An 18790-nucleotide genomic window follows, 5' to 3' on the forward strand; every position below is an offset into this window, starting at 1 on the left:
CTCGCCAGTCAGCCAAGCACCGCCTGGTAGAGATGTTCCTTGGTGAAGGGCTTGTCCAGCACCTGCACATCCGCCAGCGCCGGAAAGCCCGCATCGGCGGCGCTAATGGCAAAGCCGCTCATCATCACCGCACTCAGCCCCGGCTGCGCGGCGCGCAGCTGCGACAGGGTTTCCCAGCCGCCCCGCCCGGGCATGTTCATGTCGATCACCGCCCCGTCGAACGGCCCGCCGCTTCCCTGAAGCGCCAGCGCCGCGTCGCAGCCATCCGCCAGGGAAACGTCGCACCCGCGCAGCTTCAGCAGCCCAGCAACCGCCCGGCGCACGGTTTCTTCGTCGTCCACCACCAGGATGCGCCGCCGGTCCGCCATCGACGGCGGCGGCGCTGCGTCCCGGGCGGCTGGATCCGGCGCGGTCCCCGGCGCGGTATCAGGCGCGATCTCAGTCGCGATCTCAGGCGGCGCATCCCCGCCCTCGCGCCCGGCGCACAGCAGCTGGCGCACAAGGCCGGTCGCCGCCTGCACCCCCTCGGCCACCACTTCAACGTGGCGCTCTGCCGGATGACCGCCGCCAAGGCAGGCCAGGGCCAGCTCGGTGCGCCCCTGCATGGCCGCCAGGACGTTGTTGAATTCATGGGCGACCGTGCCTGCAAGCTGATCAAAGCTGCGCACCTCGGGGGCAACCGGCGCGGCCCGCTCCTCCTCGTTGCGCCGCCGGTCGTCGCGGCGGCGGCGCAGGTCCCGCCCGATGCGGGCGAGGAAGACCTCGATCAGCCGATTGTCGAGCCCCCCGCGCTCCAGCTTCCGGTCATGCAGCAGGGCGAAATGGCCGATCATCTGGCCTTCAGCGTCCCGGATCGCGAAGCCGAGATAGCTCTGCAATGCGCATATCTCCTCCGCCCCGCCCGCGGCAAAGGAGGCCTGCCAATCGCCCGCCTCCAGCACGTCGCGCGCCGCGTGGGCTTCCGGCTGGTCACGCAGGCTGGCGCAAGGCGCGCCGGAAAAGGACACCACCGCATCCGCCGCCACCGGCAGCCGCAGCCCCCCGGCGCAGCAGGCCAGAACGCGATAGCTGTCGGTCGTCTCCTCCCGCCGCTCCGCGATGAAGGCCGCGCGCGCGTTGAAGGCCCGCTGGAGCTGCTCCGCCAGCCAGCCAAAGGTCTCCGCCGTGCCCGCCCCGTCGCAACCGACGGCCAGGGCCGCCAGCGCGGCCTCGACCTGCATCGCGGCCACTTCTGCGGCCAGCCGTGGCCGATGGGCGTCCATCAGGGCCGCCACCTGTTGACAGAGGTCGGCAGGGACCGCGCGCCGCCACGCCGCCTGGATCAGGCCCATGGCCTCACCATCGGGGCGGCACAGCGCCACGCCGACATAGCTCTGAATCCCTTCCTCGGCGCAAATCTCATCCCGCGGGAAACGGGCCCGGACGCCACCCGCCGTCACCTGAACGCGGCCCTGCCGCAGGACCTCACCCGCCGCGGTCGCTTCGCACTCCATGTCCAGATCATCCACCGGCAGCCCATCAAAGCGGCTGACCAGGCACCGCACCCGGTCGACCGCGCCGATCCGGCGGTCGCCGATGGCCACGAAGTCGGCGCCGAACTGCCGCGACAGCTGCTCGACCAGCGCCTCGCAATACGCCCTGCCGCCCAGCAGCGCCCAGGGGTCCGGTTCCGCGCCGCCACCCGGCGCCGCAACCATTGGTTCACTCATCACTCGCACTCCTGCCAGCCCCAAGGCCGATCACGCGTGCCCGGCTGGCGATACAGTCAACACAATACCCCTGACACCGGCCCGACCGCGACGTGACCACGGTCGCCCCCGCAGGGATCGCATACGCGCCGTCGGCCGCGCTGCCCTGTCAGACTAACAAAAAATGCCACGGGTCCGAACGGGCGGATCCGTGGCATTTTAAGGATTCTTCAGCGGCGCAACGGGGCTCAGCCAGCCCCAGCCACGTGCCGCAGCGCTCAGCTGCGGGAATCTTCGTCCTCGTCCTCGTCGGCATCACCATCCGACGGCAGGTTGAAGAAGCTGTCCGCGTCGAGGATGTCGGCCTCCGGCTTCTCCTCTTCGTCGGCAGAGCCGCCACCAAGGGTGAATGTCTCCAGCCCTTCGATCGCGGTCGGGATCTTCGGCTCCGCTTCCATCTCCAGCGACTGTTCGGTGGAGACCAGCTTGCGGCGCTCGTCGTCGCTCATCACGCCGCCTTCGGCCGCCTTCTTGGCCGCTGCCTTCTGCACCGCGGCGTCCAGCTCGGACTGTTTGCACAGGCCCAGCGCCACCGGGTCGATCGGCTGCATGTTGGCGATGTTCCAGTGGGTGCGCTCGCGGATCGACTGGATCGTCGGCTTGGTGGTGCCCACCAGCTTGGCAATCTGACCGTCGCTCAGTTCCGGGTGGAACTTGACCAGCCACAGGATCGAGTTCGGACGGTCCTGACGCTTGGACAGCGGCGTGTAGCGCGGGCCACGGCGTTTTTCCTCACCGGCGGCTGCCGGGTTGAACTTGAGCTTCAGCTTGTGCAGCGGGTTGTTTTCGGCCTTGTCGATCTCTTCCTGGGTCAGCTGGTTGTTGGCGATCGGGTCAAAGCCCTTGACGCCCACTGCAACTTCGCCGTCGGCGATGCCCTGGATCTCCAGCTCGTGCATGCCGACGAAATCGGCGATCTGCTTGAAGCTGATCGTGGTATTGTCCACCAGCCACACGGCGGTTGCCTTGGCCATCAACGGTTTTGCCATGTGCTCATCTCCTTATAACACCTGATCCCCGGATACATCTCTCCCGCCGCCTGAAATGGCGTCCCCGGCTGGCGGGGCAGGTTTCCGTTGTCGGGGAACTTCAGCCCTATATAGTCGGCATCGACGCATAAGGAAAGAGGCCAATGCCGAAGTTGTTTTGCGGGCTGATTGCCCTGCTTGCCTGCCTTGCGGCCCCTGCCGCCGCCGAGGGCGAACCTGCGGGCGAGTTCGACTACTACGTGCTGGCGCTCAGCTGGTCTCCGAACTGGTGCGCCCAGGAGGGCGACGCCCGCAAGGCCGACCAGTGCCATCCGCGCCACGATCATGGCTGGACCCTGCACGGGTTGTGGCCGCAATTCCACCGCGGCTGGCCCAGCTACTGCCGAACCGCCGTCGCCCCTCCCAGCCGCGCCATGAGCCGTGACATGGCCGACATCATGGGCAGCCCCGGTCTCGCGTGGCACCAGTGGAAGAAACACGGCACCTGCGCCGGACTGAGCGCGCAGGCCTATTACGCCCTGATGCGCGAGGCCTACAACCGCATCACCCGCCCTGCCATCTTCCGCAAGCTGACCAAACCGGTAACTCTCCCGGCCTCGCTGGTCGAGGAAGCCTTCCTGCAGGCCAACCCCGCGCTGACCCGTGACAGCGTGACCATCACCTGCCGCGACGGCGCCATTCAGGAAGCCCGCATCTGCCTGTCCAAATCGCTGGAGCCGGTGCCCTGCGGACGCGACGTGATCCGCGATTGCACCCTGGAAAACGCTCGTTTTGCTCCGATACGCTAACAGGCTGAACCCGGCCGTATTAACCTGCGTGGCGGTAAACGGCGTGCTGCCCTGGCTCCTGAGCGCGGGTACCACTTCGTTTCCACACGCGCCGCAGCGGCAGGTGGCCTATTGGCTTTCCGTTATCCTGCTGTTCACACTGAATGAAGGTGCGGCCCGCTGTTGGCCGCAAATGCGCCGGGTGTTCTGGACTTGCTCGGCCCTGAACCTCGCCGCAATCCTTTTTGGCGCAGTTGCCTTGGTCACGTTTCTCCCCAACCTTCCCAAAGCCATCCGCTACCTGGCATTTCTGCTCGGCAGCTAGCGCCCGCCACAACTGGCGAAAATATCCCCGCGTAGATGCGTGGCACACGGCGGTCGCCTTCGCTCGCGCGCTTGGTACCCGCCGAGCCCCAGTCGGTCGGCGGCAAATAGCCTGTGAAGCAGACTTTTCCGCGTTTCGTGCTAGTATTACTCCTGCGTGCCGTCGCTGGCTCCGCCTCCCACGGCACGTCCGTCTGGTCAGCGAGGAGGTACAGCCATGGCTAAGACAATCGGAAACCCGCTCAGCTGGCTTCTGCAAGGCGCGGAAACCACGGGCACGCATCTCGGTCGCACCGTCGAGGAACTGGGCAGCACAGGCGTTCACAGCCTGCCCGAGGTGAACCGGCTGACATTCAGCGATCTCGGATATGCGCTGCGCCGCGGCTTTGAGGACTTCGCCGCCTGCCGCAGCGATGCGATGTTCCTGGTGCTGATCTACCCGGTCATCGGGGTGCTGCTGATCGCGATGGGGCTGTCACTGAACCTGCTGCCGTTGATCGTCCCGGTGATCCTGGGCTTTGCCCTGGTCGGCCCGGTGGCGGCGGTGGGGCTTTATGAAATGTCGGCCCGCCGCGAGGCCGGGTTGGAACCGCGCTGGATCGATGCGCTGGCGGTGGTACGCTCCCCCGCCTTTGGCGCGATCGTGGTGCTGGGGCTGTATCTGGCGGCCCTGTTCATCCTGTGGCTGGTGGCCGCGGACATGATCTACAGCCGCACGCTTGGGCCGGAACCACCGGCCTCGATCGCCAGTTTCGCCAATGCCGTTCTGACCACCCGCGAGGGGTGGATCATGGCGATCGGCGGCGGGCTGGTCGGCGCGGTGTTCGCCCTCGCCGCGCTGGCGATGAGCCTGGTGTCCTTCCCGCTGCTGCTGGACCGTCATGTCGGTCTGCCCGTGGCCGTCGCGACCTCGATGCGGGTGCTGCGCAGGAACCCCGTGGTCTGCCTGGCTTGGGGCATCCTGGTCGGCACCGCGCTGGCAATCGGCGCGATCCCGCTGCTGACAGGTCTGATCGTGGTGGTCCCGGTGCTGGGGCATGCCACCTGGCATCTCTACCGTCGCGCGGTGAAATAACCGCCACGGCCACCTGCAGGCGCATCCCGCCGGCAACATGCGTGCAGGGGCGAGCCACCGGCCGCCCCTGCCTGCCTGATCACGTGCCTCAGCCGACCTTCAGGACGATCTTGCCGATATGCCCCGAGGTCTCCATCCGCGCATGCGCCGCATCGGCCTCTGCCAGCGCGAACTCGCTGTCCATCACCGGCGCCACCCGGCCCGCCGCCAGCAACGGCCAGACCTTCTGACGCAGATCCTGCGCGATCCGCGCCTTGGCCAGATCGCTTTGCGGGCGCAGGGTCGAGCCGGTCAGCGTCAGCCGCCGGGTCATCATCTGGGCAAAGTTCAGCGCCACCTTGGGCCCCTGCAGAAAGGCGATCTGCACCAGCCGCCCGTCATCCGCCATCGCCTTGATGTTGCGCGGGATATAGTCACCGCCGACCATGTCCAGCACCAGATCGGCGCCGCCCTCCGCGCGCATCACCTCGACGAAATCCTCCTCGCGGTAGTTGATGGCCCGCTCCGCCCCCAACGCAAGGCAGGCCTGGCACTTGGCTTCGGACCCGGCGGTGGCAAACACCCGCGCGCCGAATTCCCGCGCCAGCTGGATCGCCGTCGTACCGATCCCGGAAGAGCCGCCATGCACCAGGAACCGCTCCCCCGCCTGCAGCCCGCCGCGCCCGAAGACATTGGACCAGACGGTAAAGAAGGTCTCCGGCAGGCAGGCCGCCTGTTTCAGGTCCAGCCCCGCGGGCACCGGCAGGCAATGCGCCGCAGGGGTGGCCACGTATTCCGCATAGCCGCCGCCCGGCAACAGCGCGCAGACCTGGTCGCCCACCGCGACCCCTTCGGCGCCGGCGCCGACGGCGACCACCTCGCCCGCGGCCTCCAGCCCCGGCAGATCGCTGGCCCCCTTGGGCGGGTCATAGGCCCCGGCCCGCTGCAGCGCATCGGGGCGGTTCACCCCGGCATAGGCCACCTTGATCACCACCTCGCCGTGGCGCGGCTGCGGCACCGGGCGCTCGCACAGCTGCAAGACCTCCGGCCCGCCGGGTTTGGTGATTTCCACTGCGCGCATCATCTGTGTCATCGGGCTGCCTCCTGCTGATCCTGCCCCCTGCCTAGCATTCGGGGTTGGCAGCGCAAACCGCAAAGACAGGCGCGACAGCCCCCTCAGCGGCGCGGGTTGACCGACCCCGGCAGATCATCGCGCCCCTTGGGCGGCTTGATCTGCTCGGCCAGCCAGTTCGGCCCGGCCAGCAGCGGCTTCAGCAACGGATTCTTCTGCAGGCCCGCCTTCAGCTTCTCGAAATCCATCACGTTCTCGATCCGCCGCTCCAGGAAATCCCAGGTCGCCTGGTGGCCGGGGCTGTCATCGCCCAGCCAGTAGAGCACCGTGGCCGAATAGACCCCGGCCAGCGACGCGCGCTTGGTGTACCAGTTCAGATCGTCCGAGCCGTCGCCCAGCGCCTCCCAGATCAGATCGCAGGTGCCCCAGATCGCCTTGACCCCATCCGGCGCATATTGCGGCAGCGTCAGCAGCGTGGTGCCACGCCGTACCGCCTCCTTGTCGTCCACCGCCTCCAGCCGGAAGCGCACCGCCGCGATCACCTTGTCGCGAAACCGCAGCCCCGACAGATCCTCCGTCGCAAGCCGGGCCAGCATCGCCGAATCGCCGCGCGCGTGATAGGCCAGCGCCAGGTCCACGCCGCCGCGCGGGCAGACCGCATGGGCCAGCACCTCCGGCACCTCCGCATCCCGGCAGGCGGCGCGGAAGGTGGCCTCGGACCAGCCATCGAACGGCACGTGCAACAGCGCCGCATCCAGCAGTTTTTCCTTGAGGTCCCCCTCGGCGTGATCCTGTGCGTGATCGTGGTCTTGGCTCATCTCACCCTCCCGCTGGCAGCGTCCTCACACCCTACTAGACAATATCGCGACACTTTGCTATACGGCGGCTTCCTGCAATTCCTTGCAACTCCAACTTAGAAAGGTGGTGAAAACCACATGCAGGTTAGTGTTCGCGACAACAACGTCGATCAGGCGCTTCGTGCCCTGAAGAAGAAGCTCCAGCGCGAGGGCGTTTTCCGTGAAATGAAGCTCAAGCAGCATTTCGAGAAACCGTCCGAGAAAAAAGCGCGTGAGAAAGCTGAAGCGATCCGCCGTGCCCGTAAACTGGCACGCAAGAAAGCCCAGCGCGAAGGTCTGCTCTAAGCACACCTTGCTCTCCAGCTTCGGACAGCACTAGGTTGGCCTTCGTGTCAGCCATTCGATGATAAGACGACCCCCGCGGCCCCGCCTCGGGGGTTTGTCGTATCCGGCCCCGGCCAATGCCGCGCGCCCCCGCCGAAATACTGTTAAAGCGTGAAAATTCCAGCAAACTCATCTTTAGGGTGTATTTCTGGTTTAGCATATGCTAATAAGGAGATACGGCGGGGTTAGCCTGATGCGTTTCCCTTATCGCACCCTCGCCTGCCGGGACTGGAACACCCGGCTTGAAGTGTCCCGGGTCTGGCGCGCCCCCACCAATTTTTGCGCCCGCCTTGCCGCCTGCACGCAAGGCACAGCCTGTCCGGGACCTTGAAATACCGGGCGCCTGCTCTCCCCCAAGCCGGCGTCCGGCCTTCCTCCCCTTCCTCCTCCACCCGCGGCTTTAGCGAACGACCGCCCCCAAACACCCTGCGCCGCCGCCGTCACCCCGGACCCACGGAGCTGCCGCGCAGCCCGGAACCGCGAGGAAGCGTCACACCGGCAGCGATCCGCTGCGTTCTGCCGGGGTCGGCGAAAGCGTGCCGTCAACGGCTGCCCCCGTGCGGATAGCGCGCGGTTTTCCGCGTAGCGCGCGCACCCCGATGGCAGAGGCCTGCCGCTATTAACCCTGTCACAGCCCCGCCCTTTTCGCGCCTTAAAATTCCGTTAACCGATGGAAGACCGCCGCCTAGACGGCCCTTTTTTCTTTCGGAGCACGACCCTGATGTCACAGGCAAGCGAACTTGAGCGGCAGATGCTCGACCTCATCAACGCGGAGCGCACGTCCCGCGGGCTGAACCCGGTGCAGCTGGAACTGCGCCTCAACGATTCGGCCGAGGACCACAGCAGCTGGATGCTGCAACAGGATGTCTTTTCCCACACCGGCGCGGGCGGCTCCAGCGCCGGGCAGCGCATGGAATCCGCCGGATTTCAATTCTCCGGCACCTGGACCTGGGCCGAGAACATCGCCTGGCAAAGCACCCGCGGCGCCCCCGGTCTGGCAGACGATGTGGCCGACCTGCACAACTCCCTGATGAACAGCCCCGGCCACCGGGCCAATATCCTCAGCCCCGATGTCGAGCTTGTCGGCATCGGCATCGAACAGGGCAATTTCGATGGCTGGGACGCGGTGATGGTGACCCAGAACTTTGCCCGCACCAGCGCCCCGGTGGAGCTGGACAACGCGGCCCCGACGGCCAGCGCCGACAACAGGCCCGACGCCAATGTCGCCACCGAGGGTGACGACAGCCTCAGCCTGAGCAGCGCCGGCAGCCTGCAAGGCCTGGCCGGCAATGACACGCTGAACGGCAGTTCCGGCAGCGACGATCTGGGCGGTGGCGACGGCCGCGACCTGCTGACCGGGCGCGGCGGCGACGATGCGCTCTCCGGTGGCAGCGGTCGCGATACCCTCTCCGGCAACCAGGGCAGTGACGAGCTGCAGGGCGGCGGCGGTCTGGATCGCCTGCGCGGCGGCGGCGGCCGGGACAGTCTCGACGGTGGCAACGGCAATGACCGGCTCTGGGGCGGCAAGGGGCGCGACACGCTGGACGGCGGCGGCGGCAACGACCTGCTTCACGGCGGTGGCGGTGGCGACACCTTCATCTTTGGTCGCGGCGATGACACGGTCAAGGATTTCGACACCAGCACCGCGGGTGAGCGCATCCACCTCGGCGCAGCGGACGGAATCACCGATTACGCCGACCTGATGGCCAACCATGTCGCCCAGACCTCGGGCGGGCTGCAGATTACCGATGCGGATGGCGACACGATGCTGCTGTCGGGGATCACCGCCCAGAGCCTGCAGGCCGACGACTTCCTGTTCTGATCCGGGCTGTTCTTATCCGGGCCGGGGACCGGATCCGAAACGGGCGCGCCATCGTGGCGCGCCCGTTTGCCTTTGCGTGCGGCCGGTCTCAGTAGACCTTGGGCACGTACAGCTCGTCCGGCAGCACCCGGCGCTCGTAGTCCGGGTTGTACTCGCGGTCCGGCAGCTCGACCTTCTCGCTCGGCACCTCCTCGTACGGTATCTTGGTCAGCAGGTGCTCGATGCAGTTCAGCCTCTCGCGCTTCTTGTCGTTGCCCTCGACAATGAACCAGGGGGCCTCGGGGATGTTGGTACGCGCAAACATCTCCTCCTTGGCCTTGGTGTACTGTTCCCAACGGATCCGGCTCTCCAGGTCCATCGGCGACAGCTTCCACTGTTTCATCGGGTCGTGGATCCGCATCATGAAGCGCAGCTGCTGCTCTTCGTCGGTGATCGAGAACCAGTATTTCAGCAGGATGATGCCCGAGCGCACCAGCATCCGCTCGAATTCGGGAACGTCCTGAAAGAACTGTTCCACCTGGTCGTCGCTGGCAAATCCCATCACCCGCTCGACCCCGGCGCGGTTGTACCAGGACCGGTCGAACAGCACGATCTCCCCCGCGGCCGGCAGATGCGGCACGTAGCGCTGGAAATACCACTGGCTCTGTTCGCGGCGACTGGGTGCGGGCAGCGCCACCACCCGCGCAACCCGCGGATTCAGGCGCTGGGTGATGCGCTTGATCACGCCGCCCTTGCCCGCCGCATCGCGGCCCTCGAACAGGATGCAGACCTTGGCGCCGGTATGCTGCACCCAGTCCTGCACCTTGATCAGCTCGGCCTGAAGCCGCAGAAGGTTGCGGAAATAGACCTTCCGGTCCAGCATTTCCGGGTGCTGTTCCCGGTAGATCTTGCGGATTTCGCGCGACAGCATCGGTTCTGCGAACTCGATCTCGATGTCCTCATCCAGCGTGTCCTGCAGCTCCGCTTCCAGCCAGTCGAGGGAAGCGGTTTCAAATTCGCGGGTCACAGGCAGGACTCCTTCCTTGTCAGGTCATGCAGACACCGCCCTTAGGGACGGCATGTAACGGTTTGATGTCGCAGTGCCGGGCGCGGGACGATTCCCCTGCTTGGCGCAGGGTCCGGGGCGTCCGACGGGGCTGACCCAAGGACAGCGGAAATCCCGACCGGGTTCAAGCGCAAAAGCGTGGCGCCCCGGCGCCCGGGCCGCATCCCGGTGGATCAGACCGGAAGTGCCGTTGTTTTGAACACCGTCCGCAGGGCAAAGCTCGATTGCATCTGCGCCACCCCGGGCAAGCGCGACAAATGCTGGCGGTGGATGCGGGCGAAATCATCGGTGTTTTCCGCCACCACCTTCAGAATGTAGTCCGCCGTGCCCGCCATCAGGTGGCACTCCAACACATCCGGGGTCAGCGCCACGGCCTTCTCGAAGGCGTCCAGCAGCTCATCCGCCTGCCCCGACAGGGTGATCTCGACGAACACCGTGGTCGGCACGTTCATCTTGCGCGCGTCCAAAAGCGCGACATACTCGCGAATGTAGCCCTCCGCCTCCAGCCGCTGCACCCGCCGGTGGCAGGCCGAGGCCGACAGGTTTACCCGTTCCGACAGGTCGGCGTTGGAGATCCGTCCCTGCTTTTGCAAAACCGAAAGTATGCGACGATCTGTTTCGTCTAGCGCCATATGTCGAAGATCCTTGCGTTAGACCGGCAGTCTAACCAAAGAATCTTCGATTGGCATGTTTTTATTTCGCTTAAAAAAGCAGCACATTTTGTCGGAACTGCGGCAAAATGTCCTCCACAATTTACGGAGGAAATCCCATGAAGATCGGCTGCCCAACCGAGATCAAACCGCAGGAGTTTCGCGTCGGCATGACCCCGGACGCCGCTCGCGAAGCCGTGCACAACGGCCATGAGGTCGTTATCCAGAAAGGCGCCGGCCTTGGCGCTGGCTTCACCGACGAGGATTATGCCGCGGCCGGGGCGGTGATCCTCGACACCGCCGAGGAAATCTTTGCCACCGCGGACATGATCGTCAAGGTCAAGGAACCCCAGGCGGTTGAGCGCAAGATGCTGCGCGAAGGTCAACTGCTGTTCACCTACCTGCACCTGGCACCGGACCCGGAGCAGACCAAGGACCTGCTGGAATCGGGCTGCACCGCGATTGCCTATGAAACCGTCACCGACAACCGCGGCGGCCTGCCGCTGCTGGCGCCGATGTCCGAGGTGGCCGGCCGCCTGGCACCGCAGGTTGGCGCCTGGACGCTGCAAAAGGCCAACGGCGGTCGTGGCGTGCTGATGGGCGGCGTGCCCGGCGTTGCCCCGGCCAAGGTGGTGGTGATCGGCGGCGGTGTCGTCGGCACCCACGCGGCCAAGATCGCCGCGGGCATGGGCGCGGATGTGACCGTGCTGGACCGCTCGCTGAACCGCCTGAAGTACCTGGACGACGTTTTTGGCGGCACCTTCAAGAACCAGTATTCCACCGCCGGCGCCACCGCCGAGCTGGTGCGCGAAGCCGACATGGTGATCGGCGCGGTTCTGATCCCGGGTGCGGCGGCGCCGAAACTGGTCTCCCGCGCGCAGCTGTCGGAAATGAAGCCCGGCGCGGTGCTGGTGGACGTGGCCATCGACCAGGGCGGCTGCTTCGAGACCTCCAAGGCGACCACCCATGCCGAGCCGATCTACGAGGTCGACGGCATCATGCACTACTGCGTCGCGAACATGCCGGGGGCGGTTGCCCGCACCTCGACCCAGGCGCTGGGGAACGCCACCCTGCCGTTCCTGCTGAACCTGGCCAACAAGGGCTGGCGTCAGGCCTGCGAGGACGACCCGCACCTGCTGAACGGCCTCAACGTGCATGCGGGCCAGCTGACCTACTACGCCGTGGGTGAAGCCCTGGGGATCGACGTTCTGTCGCCGAAACTGGCGCTCAAACAGTAACGCACCGCCCCTTCCAACCCCTCCCAAGCCCCGCCCCCAAGGCGGGGCTTTCCCGTTTCGGGCCACCACCCCAGGGTCGCAACAATCGCCGCCGATTGTTTCCGCACATCACGCGCCGAACCGTCACAAAGTTTGTTAAAATTGTGCCCATATTGCGATTTGCCGCCCCACGGAGGTCGGCCTTAGGCGGCGCGCGCAACGATTACCGGCCATGGGGGATCAAACACAGTGCCTGAGAACACAAAAGTCTTTACATATGAAGCGGAAGGCCTCGCCTACACCGTCACGGTCTACGAGGAAGCGGGTGCCTTTTACGCCGACATCACCGTCGGCGAAGGCGCGATGGACGTGAACGCGATCTATTTCGGCGACGAGGATTTTTCCGGCTCCAGCGAATCGCTGAAAGGCCCGCTGAACATGAACGGTGCCAGCCTGGACGGCGAAAAGGTGCAATGGGACGCGGCCACCGAGCTCAGCAGGCCCGGTCTCGGCCCCGAGGGCGAGGACAAGGAAACCTACCTGCAGACCGGCGATACCATGACGGTGGAGCTGGACGCCACCAGCCTGGACGACATCAGCATCTTCGGCATCCGCGCCACCTCGACCACCACCGAAGAAGGCTCGATCAAGGCCGTCAGCGGCGACCCGCAGGAACCCGAGGAGCCGGAAGAGCCCACCTATGAGAAGGTTTTCTTCGGCGAAGAATTCTCCGACACCGGTTTTCCGCTCAGCGGCGCCTACATTCTGGACGAGGAACCCGACCCCAACCCCTACAACAACCTGGCCCTGCCCGAGGGCACCGAGCCGACCTTCGAGAACTACCTGTCCTTCTACCTCTCGGACGAGGTCGGCGGCGACCCCGCCGCGCTGGAATCCGTGGTGTTCTACGGCACCGACCCGGACGGCAACCCGCAGGAGCTGTTCCGCCTCGACGCCCCCGAAGGCGGCTTTGAGGACGCCGACGACGTGCTGGCCGCCTATGACGAGGCGCTGATGGACATGGCAGAGACCTCCGGCGAAGACCTGATGGCGGCGCTCAGCCTCGAGGACGACGGCAGCGCGGAGATCGACGCCGACAGCGACCCCGAGGTGGAGGACATCGACCTGGCCTAAGGGTCGGCCTGCGCCCCACCGCATTCTTGGGACCGAAACGAAATGGCCCTGCCCTCTCGGCGGGGCCATTTTTCGTGCGGCCCCGCGCATCCCTCTCGCCGAAATTTTAGCAGGCCAATTTGCAGACCAATCCACGGCGCAGCACAAAGGCGCTCTCCAAGAATCCAGGAGACCGACCAGGAGAGCGCCATGACTGAACCCCACCAGAGCACCCGCCGCGCAGGCACCGAGGCGCCCGCCGCCGACACCGAGGCGCAGGTGTTCCGCGATCTCGAAGCCGCCCGCGCCGCCCGCCACGCGCTGGAGGCCACCGCGGCGGTGGTGCTGGAATACCCCGACCGCCGCAGCCTGATGCAGCGCCTGCGCGCCCGCCTGCCGCTGTCCGCAGGCCAGCCCGGCGGTGCGGACAGATCCAGGCGCCGCACATGAGCGTCGCCGAAACCCTGCTGCTGGCCGCCGCCGGGCTGGCCGCGGGCATGCTCAACGCCGTGGCGGGTGGCGGCACCTTCCTCAGCCTGCCCGCCCTGATCCACATCGGGGTGCCGCCCGTTGCGGCCAATGCCACCGCCACGCTGACCGCGCTGACCGGGTACCTCAGCAGCGCCTGGGGCTTTCGCCACGACATGCGCGCCGAGGGCCGTCTGTCGTTGCGCGCCATCGCGCTGATCGGCGCGCTCGGAAGCCTGCTGGGGGCTGTGCTGCTGATCGTGACGCCCGGTGAGACCTTCCTGTGGGTGGTGCCCTGGCTGCTGCTGCTGGCCACGCTGATGTTTGCCTTCGGCCCCCGCCTGCTGCGCCTTACCCGTCGCCACGGGGCGGGCCAGGTCGGCGCCGTGGCCTCGGCGGTCGCACTCACCGCGGTGTCGATCTACGGAGGGTATTTCAACGGCGGCCTCGGCATCATGCTGCTCGCCATCTTCGGGTTCATCGGCTACGTCAACCTGCACGGCATGAACGGGCTCAAGAGCCTGCTGTCGGCGGTGGTTTCACTGGCCTCGGCGGCGATGTTCATCAGCGCCGGATTGATCGCCTGGGAACCCGCCCTGATCATGGCGATCAGCGCAACCGTCGGCGGCTACCTCGGCGCCCGCCTCAGCCGTCGCATTCACCGCACCGACCTGCTGCGCCACTTCGTCACCGCCATTGGCCTCGGGATGACACTGCTGTTCTTCCTGGGCTGATCGCCCTTGCCGCAGCGGCTAGCCTGCCTGGGCCGGGCGCAGGATCATGTCGGCGGCCTTTTCTGCAATCATCACCACCGGCGAGGCGGTGTTGCCGGACACGATCCGCGGCATGATCGAGGCATCCACGACGCGCAGCCCCTCGATGCCGTTGACCCGCAGCTGCGGATCCACCACCGCCGCCGCATCGCTGCCCATGCGGCAGGTGCCCACCGGGTGAAAGATGGTGGTGCCGATATTGCCCGCCTGCTCCAGCAGCTCCGCATCGCTTTGCGCCGCCGGGCCGGGCAGGATCTCCTCCGGCGCATAGGGCGCCAGCGCGCGGGCCGTCATGATCTGCCGCGCCTGCCGGATCGAGGCCACGGCCACACGCTTGTCAGCCTGCGCCGACAGGTATCCCAGCCGGATCTCCGGCTGCTGCGCCAGATCGGCGGTGGTGACATGGCTGCTGCCGGTGCTTTCCGGGCGCAGGTTGCAGACGGAAACGGTGATCGCCGGAAACCGGTGCAGCGGATCGCCCAGCTTGTCGGTGGACAGGGGCTGCACGTGGTATTCGAGGTCCGGCATCTCCAGCGAGGGGTCCGACTTGGTGAACATGCCGAACTGGCTTGGCGCCATCGACATCGGCCCGCTCTGGTTCCAGGCATATTGCGCCGCGATGCGCAGCTTGCCGGTCCAGGAGTTTGCCAGCGTGTTCAGCGTCTTGGCGCCCCGCACCTTGAACACGGTGCGCAGCTGCAGATGGTCCTGCAGGTTCTCGCCCACCGCGGGCAGCGCGTGACAGACAGAGATGCCCAGCCGCTGCAACAGCTCCGGATTGCCGATGCCCGACAGTTCCAGCAGCTTGGGCGAGTTGATCGCCCCCGCCGCCAGCAGCACCTCGCGCCGCGCCTCAACCCGGTGCAGCTGGCCGCCGCGATAGAATTCGACCCCGGTGGCGCGGCGACCCTCGAGCGTCAGCCGCGCGGTCTCGGCATGGGTCAGCACCCGCAGGTTCGCCCTCTTCATCGCCGGGCGCAGAAAGGCCTTGGCGGTGTTCCAGCGCACGCCGTTCTTCTGGTTCACCTCGAAAAAGCCCGAGCCCTCGTTGCTGCCATCGTTGAAATCGGCGCGCGGCAGGATGCCGAACTCCTTCGCGCCCTCCTGCACCGCGCGCAGGATGTCCCACTGCAGCTTCTGTTTTGCGACCTTCCACTCGCCGCCTGCCCCGTGCAGCGCACTGGCGCCGCCGTGGTGGTCCTCGGACTTCAGGAAATAGGGCAGCACGTCCTGCCACGACCAGCCGGGATTGCCCAGCTGCCGCCACTGGTCGTAGTCGGTGGACTGCCCGCGCATGTAGATCATCCCGTTGACCGAGCTGCAGCCGCCCAGCACCTTGCCACGCGGATAGACCAGGCTGCGCCCGTTCAGCCCCGGCTCGGCCGCGGTCTTCATCAACCAGTCGGTGCGCGGGTTGCCGATGCAATAGAGATAGCCGACCGGGATATGCACCCAGTGGTAATTGTCCGACCCGCCGGCCTCCAGCAGCAGCACCCGGTTGGCGGGATTGGCGCTCAGCCGGTTGGCCAGCACGCAGCCGGCGGTGCCACCCCCCACGATGATGTAGTCATACTGCCCCTCGAGCGGGTTGGCCTTCCCCATGCTGTCATCCCTCCCTGACGGTCGCCCCCCAGCGATACTGGCCGTCGGCCCACCCGGCGCAACAGGAAAGCGCCGCCTGGCGCGCGTCATGGGGGTCGGCACGTTGCCGATTGGGCACAGCGGTGTCAAGGCCACCTGTGGTTGAGCCGCGCCACGGCGATCTTTCCCCCCTGCGCGCTATTGCCACAGCCGGCGCTTTCCGAAACATTCGCCGCACAGAGAAAAACCATTCAGGACAGTGAAGATGGAACAGATGATGGAACAGGCAGGCGCCTATTGGCCCCTGCTGGTGAGCGGGGTGAAGGCACTGGTGGTGCTGGTCCTCGGCTGGATCGCCACCGGCTGGATCAGCACCGCGGTGCGCAACCGGATCAACAACACCCCGCAGATCGACCCGACCCTGGGCAATTTCGCGGCCAGCGCGGTCCGCTGGGTGCTGCTGGCAGTGGTACTGGTTGCGGTCCTGAACATCTTCGGCATTGAGGCCACCAGCCTGGTCGCCATGCTGGGCGCCGCCACCCTGGCCATCGGCCTCGCGCTGCAAGGCACGCTCAGCGATCTGGCGGCCGGCTTCATGCTGATCCTGTTCCGCCCCTACCGGATCGGCCAGTTTGTCGACATCGGCGGCACCTCCGGCACGGTGAAGGATCTGAACCTCTTCGTCACGGAACTCGCCACCGCCGACAACGTGCAGATCATCGTGCCCAACGGTCAGGCCTGGGGCGCGATCATCAAGAATTTCTCGCATCACCCCACCCGCCGCGTCGAGCTCGTATTCGGCATCGACTACGGCGACAACGCCGACGAGGCCAAGGCGATCATCCTCGAACAGGTCAACGCCGATGCGCGCGTGCTGCAGGATCCCGCCCCCTGGGTCCGGGTCACCAACCTCGGCGACAGCTCGGTGGATCTGACCACCCGCGTCTGGTGCAAGTCCGAAGATTTCTGGGAGCTGAAATTCGCCCTCACCCAGGGCGTGAAGGAAGCCTTTGACGCCAAGGGCATCTCCATTCCCTACCCGCACAGCGTGGAAATCCAGAAAGAGGGCTGACCCCGCCGCGTCCCGGTACCTTCGCCGCGACCATGACCAAGGCCCGTGCCGCCCCGGCGGCGCAGGCGCAGCCCCGCCGCGCGGCGTTCAGACGCCGTCGCGCGGGGCAGCGGCCCGGCTGCGGCGGGCGGCAAGCCGGGCCCGCTCGGCGCGGGCGCGCTCCTGCAACCGCTGCGCCGGTTCCGGTTCGGCCGGCGGGCAGCCCGCCACGACACGAAAGCCGTCGAGGTCGTGAAACGCCCATTGCGCGGCAATCAGCTGATATTTCTTTGCCTCCCAGCCGCTGTCGTCCCGCTCGAACCGCAGCCGCCAGGTGCCGCGGATCTGCACCGCCAGACGCAGCTGGCGCACCGCGTTCAGCGCCTCATGCCCGCTGTCGGCACAGCGCAGCCCCTGTCGGCGCAGATGTTTCATGCGGTCGACCAGCGACACCGCCTCCCGCGTGCGCCGGCCGGCAAAGACAACTTCGATCTCGGTGCCCGGCGGCACCAGCCCCGTCACCAGAAGATCATTGCGATTGTTGCGCCAGAACACTGGCACCAGCTCCACCGCGACATCGCGGACTTCCCGTTTGAACAGGCCACCGTCCTCGATCAACGGGGTGATCTGCCAGGCGGGTCTTCGGCGGTTGGTCATACGCGCTTTGCGATGCCTGCGGCCACAGGCACCATCCCAGAATGAAAGTTGTTCAGCGCCAGTTGTTTACACGAGCCGACTTAACGAAGGGTTGCCACCTGCCCGCGCGGCCAAGGTGCCGAGGGACCGCCTACCGCGCGATCGGGCGCGCCATCACGAGAACCGTGCCCCCCTTGTAGCGCGCCTCGGGGCGCGGGGTGTAGCCCAGCCGCCGCGCCACCTTCTGCGACACCTCATGGGCCGGATCGAAGATGCAGGCGGTCTCGCTCCAGTCGGTGTGCTGCTCGGCCCAGCGGTGCATGCAGGCCACTGCCTCGCTGGCGATGCCGCGCCCATGCACGGCCGGGGACAGCACCCACCCCGCCTCCGGCACGTCATCGAGGCCCGGCTGCATGTCGCGGCGGAAATTGGCAAAGCCGACCTCGCCGACAAAGTCGCCGCCATCGCGCAGCGTCACCGCCCAATAGCCAAAGCCAAGCGCCTGCCAATGGCCCATATAGCGCAGCAGCCGCGCCCAGCTTTCTTCGCGTGTGGCCAGGATGCCAGAGATGAACCGCACCACCTCCGGGTCGGCCCAAAGCCGTGCCACCGCGTCGAAATCCTGCGCCACATGCGGGCGCAGGATCAGCCGTTCGCTTTCCAGAACCGGCGGGTTCCGGGGGCTCATGCAGGCAGTTTTCCGGTCAGCACATAGGTCAGGATCTCAACCACCTGGCGCGGCTCCTCGGCCACGGCCAGGGCGGCGGCATGGACCTCCTTCAGGGCGTGCTGATGCTCCGGCGGGCTCAGCACGATGATCGACTTGCCGAGCGCCGCCGCATAGCCCGCGTCAAAGGCGGCGTTCCACTGCTTGTATTTGTCGCCGAAGCGCACCACCACGACATCCGCGTCCTCGATCCCCTTGCGGGTGCGGATCGCGTTCACCATCGCCCCCTTGTGGTCGTGCCAGTACTTGTTCTCCTCGGCGCCGAGGATCGCGACGCCGCAATCATCGCTGGCGTCATGATCGGTCACCGGCGCAGCAAAGCTGACCTCCAGCCCCTTGGCGCCCTCGATGATCTGCTCCCGCCAGTCGGTGTGAATCTCGCCCGAGAGGTAGACGTTCAATGCCATGGTTCATTCCTTTTCGCGGCCCCCGGCAGGCGCGCGCCGACAGATCGACCGCCCCGCATGCCCGGGTGACATAATCCTGTGTCCTGCCGTCCGGGCACTCTGCTCCGGCCCCGACAGCAGGCCGGAGTATCCCCCAAGCCGCCCGGCGCGTCCACCGCCCGCATG

20 protein-coding genes are annotated in these 18790 nt (G+C 66.7%); 10 read left to right on the plus strand and 10 right to left on the minus strand.

The window, feature by feature from the left end; genetic code table 11:
- Positions 1–8 precede the first annotated feature (8 nt).
- Both AB9K35_RS19800 and AB9K35_RS19805 read right to left on the minus strand, forming a co-directional pair.
- Positions 9–1709 carry a response regulator gene (locus AB9K35_RS19800; protein WP_369928784.1) on the minus strand — a complete coding sequence of 567 codons (1701 nt, stop codon included), beginning with the start codon at positions 1707–1709 and terminating at the stop codon, positions 9–11.
- A 257-nt stretch (positions 1710–1966) separates the two neighbouring features.
- A complete protein-coding gene (locus AB9K35_RS19805) occupies positions 1967–2737 on the minus strand; it encodes a DUF1013 domain-containing protein (protein WP_369928786.1) in 771 nt (256 codons plus the stop codon).
- A 143-nt stretch (positions 2738–2880) separates the two neighbouring features.
- On the opposite strand from AB9K35_RS19805, the gene AB9K35_RS19810 reads away from it, so the two are divergent.
- The 3 genes from AB9K35_RS19810 (at position 2881) to AB9K35_RS19820 (ending at position 4903) form a co-directional block, all read left to right on the plus strand.
- Positions 2881–3525, plus strand: coding sequence for a ribonuclease T2 (locus AB9K35_RS19810; RefSeq protein WP_222454740.1), 645 nt, complete (start codon positions 2881–2883; stop codon positions 3523–3525).
- Positions 3526–3568: 43 nt separating this feature from the next.
- The gene (locus AB9K35_RS19815; protein WP_369928788.1) at positions 3569–3829 is read left to right on the plus strand and encodes a hypothetical protein; all 261 of its coding nucleotides are present in this window, start codon (positions 3569–3571) and stop codon (positions 3827–3829) included.
- A 216-nt stretch (positions 3830–4045) separates the two neighbouring features.
- Positions 4046–4903 (plus strand): DUF2189 domain-containing protein, encoded by an 858-nt coding sequence (locus tag AB9K35_RS19820; RefSeq protein ID WP_222454739.1) that lies wholly within the window; start codon positions 4046–4048, stop codon positions 4901–4903.
- A gap of 88 nt (positions 4904–4991) precedes the next feature.
- Here the strand turns inward: AB9K35_RS19820 and AB9K35_RS19825 are convergent, their stop codons facing one another.
- On the minus strand, positions 4992–5975 hold the full coding sequence (locus tag AB9K35_RS19825) for an NAD(P)H-quinone oxidoreductase (RefSeq protein ID WP_369928790.1): 984 nt from the start codon (positions 5973–5975) through the stop codon (positions 4992–4994).
- Between the two features lie 83 nt (positions 5976–6058).
- Positions 6059–6772: a COQ9 family protein gene (locus AB9K35_RS19830; RefSeq protein ID WP_369928792.1), complete on the minus strand. Its 714-nt coding sequence runs from the start codon at positions 6770–6772 to the stop codon at positions 6059–6061.
- A gap of 117 nt (positions 6773–6889) precedes the next feature.
- On the opposite strand from AB9K35_RS19830, the gene rpsU reads away from it, so the two are divergent.
- Positions 6890–7096 (plus strand): 30S ribosomal protein S21, encoded by a 207-nt coding sequence (gene rpsU, locus AB9K35_RS19835; RefSeq protein ID WP_005614280.1) that lies wholly within the window; start codon positions 6890–6892, stop codon positions 7094–7096.
- A gap of 760 nt (positions 7097–7856) precedes the next feature.
- The gene (locus AB9K35_RS19840) at positions 7857–8957 is read left to right on the plus strand and encodes a CAP domain-containing protein (protein ID WP_369928797.1); all 1101 of its coding nucleotides are present in this window, start codon (positions 7857–7859) and stop codon (positions 8955–8957) included.
- Between the two features lie 88 nt (positions 8958–9045).
- Here AB9K35_RS19840 and ppk2 read toward each other — a convergent pair whose 3' ends face one another.
- Positions 9046–9963, minus strand: coding sequence for a polyphosphate kinase 2 (gene ppk2, locus AB9K35_RS19845; RefSeq protein ID WP_369928799.1), 918 nt, complete (start codon positions 9961–9963; stop codon positions 9046–9048).
- Positions 9964–10175: 212 nt separating this feature from the next.
- Positions 10176–10634, minus strand: a complete 459-nt coding sequence (locus AB9K35_RS19850) for an Lrp/AsnC family transcriptional regulator (protein WP_222454736.1) — start codon at positions 10632–10634, stop codon at positions 10176–10178.
- A 137-nt stretch (positions 10635–10771) separates the two neighbouring features.
- Here AB9K35_RS19850 and ald point away from each other — a divergent pair, with 137 nt between their 5' ends.
- The 4 genes from ald to AB9K35_RS19870 all read left to right on the plus strand — a co-directional run bounded on the left by ald (position 10772) and on the right by AB9K35_RS19870 (position 14184).
- Positions 10772–11890 (plus strand): alanine dehydrogenase, encoded by a 1119-nt coding sequence (gene ald, locus AB9K35_RS19855; RefSeq protein ID WP_369928802.1) that lies wholly within the window; start codon positions 10772–10774, stop codon positions 11888–11890.
- A 228-nt stretch (positions 11891–12118) separates the two neighbouring features.
- Positions 12119–13003, plus strand: a complete 885-nt coding sequence (locus AB9K35_RS19860) for a hypothetical protein (RefSeq protein WP_369928804.1) — start codon at positions 12119–12121, stop codon at positions 13001–13003.
- Between the two features lie 189 nt (positions 13004–13192).
- Positions 13193–13432: a hypothetical protein gene (locus AB9K35_RS19865; protein WP_369928806.1), complete on the plus strand. Its 240-nt coding sequence runs from the start codon at positions 13193–13195 to the stop codon at positions 13430–13432.
- The gene (locus AB9K35_RS19870) at positions 13429–14184 is read left to right on the plus strand and encodes a sulfite exporter TauE/SafE family protein (protein ID WP_369928808.1); all 756 of its coding nucleotides are present in this window, start codon (positions 13429–13431) and stop codon (positions 14182–14184) included. The genes AB9K35_RS19865 and AB9K35_RS19870 overlap by 4 nt, the downstream gene beginning before the upstream one ends.
- A gap of 18 nt (positions 14185–14202) precedes the next feature.
- Here AB9K35_RS19870 and AB9K35_RS19875 read toward each other — a convergent pair whose 3' ends face one another.
- A complete protein-coding gene (locus tag AB9K35_RS19875) occupies positions 14203–15825 on the minus strand; it encodes a GMC family oxidoreductase (protein ID WP_369928810.1) in 1623 nt (540 codons plus the stop codon).
- Between the two features lie 244 nt (positions 15826–16069).
- Here AB9K35_RS19875 and AB9K35_RS19880 point away from each other — a divergent pair, with 244 nt between their 5' ends.
- Positions 16070–16876, plus strand: a complete 807-nt coding sequence (locus AB9K35_RS19880) for a mechanosensitive ion channel family protein (RefSeq protein ID WP_369928812.1) — start codon at positions 16070–16072, stop codon at positions 16874–16876.
- Positions 16877–16963: 87 nt separating this feature from the next.
- Here the strand turns inward: AB9K35_RS19880 and AB9K35_RS19885 are convergent, their stop codons facing one another.
- The 3 genes from AB9K35_RS19885 to AB9K35_RS19895 form a co-directional block, all read right to left on the minus strand.
- The gene (locus tag AB9K35_RS19885) at positions 16964–17512 is read right to left on the minus strand and encodes a hypothetical protein (RefSeq protein WP_222454729.1); all 549 of its coding nucleotides are present in this window, start codon (positions 17510–17512) and stop codon (positions 16964–16966) included.
- A gap of 130 nt (positions 17513–17642) precedes the next feature.
- Positions 17643–18179, minus strand: a complete 537-nt coding sequence (locus AB9K35_RS19890; protein WP_369928815.1) for a GNAT family N-acetyltransferase — start codon at positions 18177–18179, stop codon at positions 17643–17645.
- On the minus strand, positions 18176–18625 hold the full coding sequence (locus AB9K35_RS19895) for a YtoQ family protein (RefSeq protein WP_369928817.1): 450 nt from the start codon (positions 18623–18625) through the stop codon (positions 18176–18178). Before AB9K35_RS19895 ends, AB9K35_RS19890 begins: the two co-directional genes overlap by 4 nt.
- Between the last annotated feature and the right edge of the window lie 165 nt (positions 18626–18790).

Source organism: Leisingera sp. XS_AS12 (assembly GCF_041224635.1).
Taxonomy (GTDB): domain Bacteria; phylum Pseudomonadota; class Alphaproteobacteria; order Rhodobacterales; family Rhodobacteraceae; genus Leisingera.

Bases quoted from the DNA above. Each gene is read 5' to 3' on its own strand.
- AB9K35_RS19800 (WP_369928784.1), bottom strand. From the start codon at position 1,709: ATGAGTGAACCAATGGTTGCGGCGCCGGGTGGCGGCGCGGAACCGGAC.
- AB9K35_RS19805 (WP_369928786.1), bottom strand. From the start codon at position 2,737: ATGGCAAAACCGTTGATGGCCAAGGCAACCGCCGTGTGGCTGGTGGAC.
- AB9K35_RS19810 (WP_222454740.1), top strand. From the start codon at position 2,881: ATGCCGAAGTTGTTTTGCGGGCTGATTGCCCTGCTTGCCTGCCTTGCG.
- AB9K35_RS19820 (WP_222454739.1), top strand. From the start codon at position 4,046: ATGGCTAAGACAATCGGAAACCCGCTCAGCTGGCTTCTGCAAGGCGCG.
- AB9K35_RS19825 (WP_369928790.1), bottom strand. From the start codon at position 5,975: ATGACACAGATGATGCGCGCAGTGGAAATCACCAAACCCGGCGGGCCG.
- AB9K35_RS19830 (WP_369928792.1), bottom strand. From the start codon at position 6,772: ATGAGCCAAGACCACGATCACGCACAGGATCACGCCGAGGGGGACCTC.
- rpsU (WP_005614280.1), top strand. From the start codon at position 6,890: ATGCAGGTTAGTGTTCGCGACAACAACGTCGATCAGGCGCTTCGTGCC.
- AB9K35_RS19840 (WP_369928797.1), top strand. From the start codon at position 7,857: ATGTCACAGGCAAGCGAACTTGAGCGGCAGATGCTCGACCTCATCAAC.
- AB9K35_RS19850 (WP_222454736.1), bottom strand. From the start codon at position 10,634: ATGGCGCTAGACGAAACAGATCGTCGCATACTTTCGGTTTTGCAAAAG.
- ald (WP_369928802.1), top strand. From the start codon at position 10,772: ATGAAGATCGGCTGCCCAACCGAGATCAAACCGCAGGAGTTTCGCGTC.
- AB9K35_RS19865 (WP_369928806.1), top strand. From the start codon at position 13,193: ATGACTGAACCCCACCAGAGCACCCGCCGCGCAGGCACCGAGGCGCCC.
- AB9K35_RS19870 (WP_369928808.1), top strand. From the start codon at position 13,429: ATGAGCGTCGCCGAAACCCTGCTGCTGGCCGCCGCCGGGCTGGCCGCG.
- AB9K35_RS19875 (WP_369928810.1), bottom strand. From the start codon at position 15,825: ATGGGGAAGGCCAACCCGCTCGAGGGGCAGTATGACTACATCATCGTG.
- AB9K35_RS19880 (WP_369928812.1), top strand. From the start codon at position 16,070: ATGGAACAGATGATGGAACAGGCAGGCGCCTATTGGCCCCTGCTGGTG.
- AB9K35_RS19885 (WP_222454729.1), bottom strand. From the start codon at position 17,512: ATGACCAACCGCCGAAGACCCGCCTGGCAGATCACCCCGTTGATCGAG.
- AB9K35_RS19890 (WP_369928815.1), bottom strand. From the start codon at position 18,179: ATGAGCCCCCGGAACCCGCCGGTTCTGGAAAGCGAACGGCTGATCCTG.
- AB9K35_RS19895 (WP_369928817.1), bottom strand. From the start codon at position 18,625: ATGGCATTGAACGTCTACCTCTCGGGCGAGATTCACACCGACTGGCGG.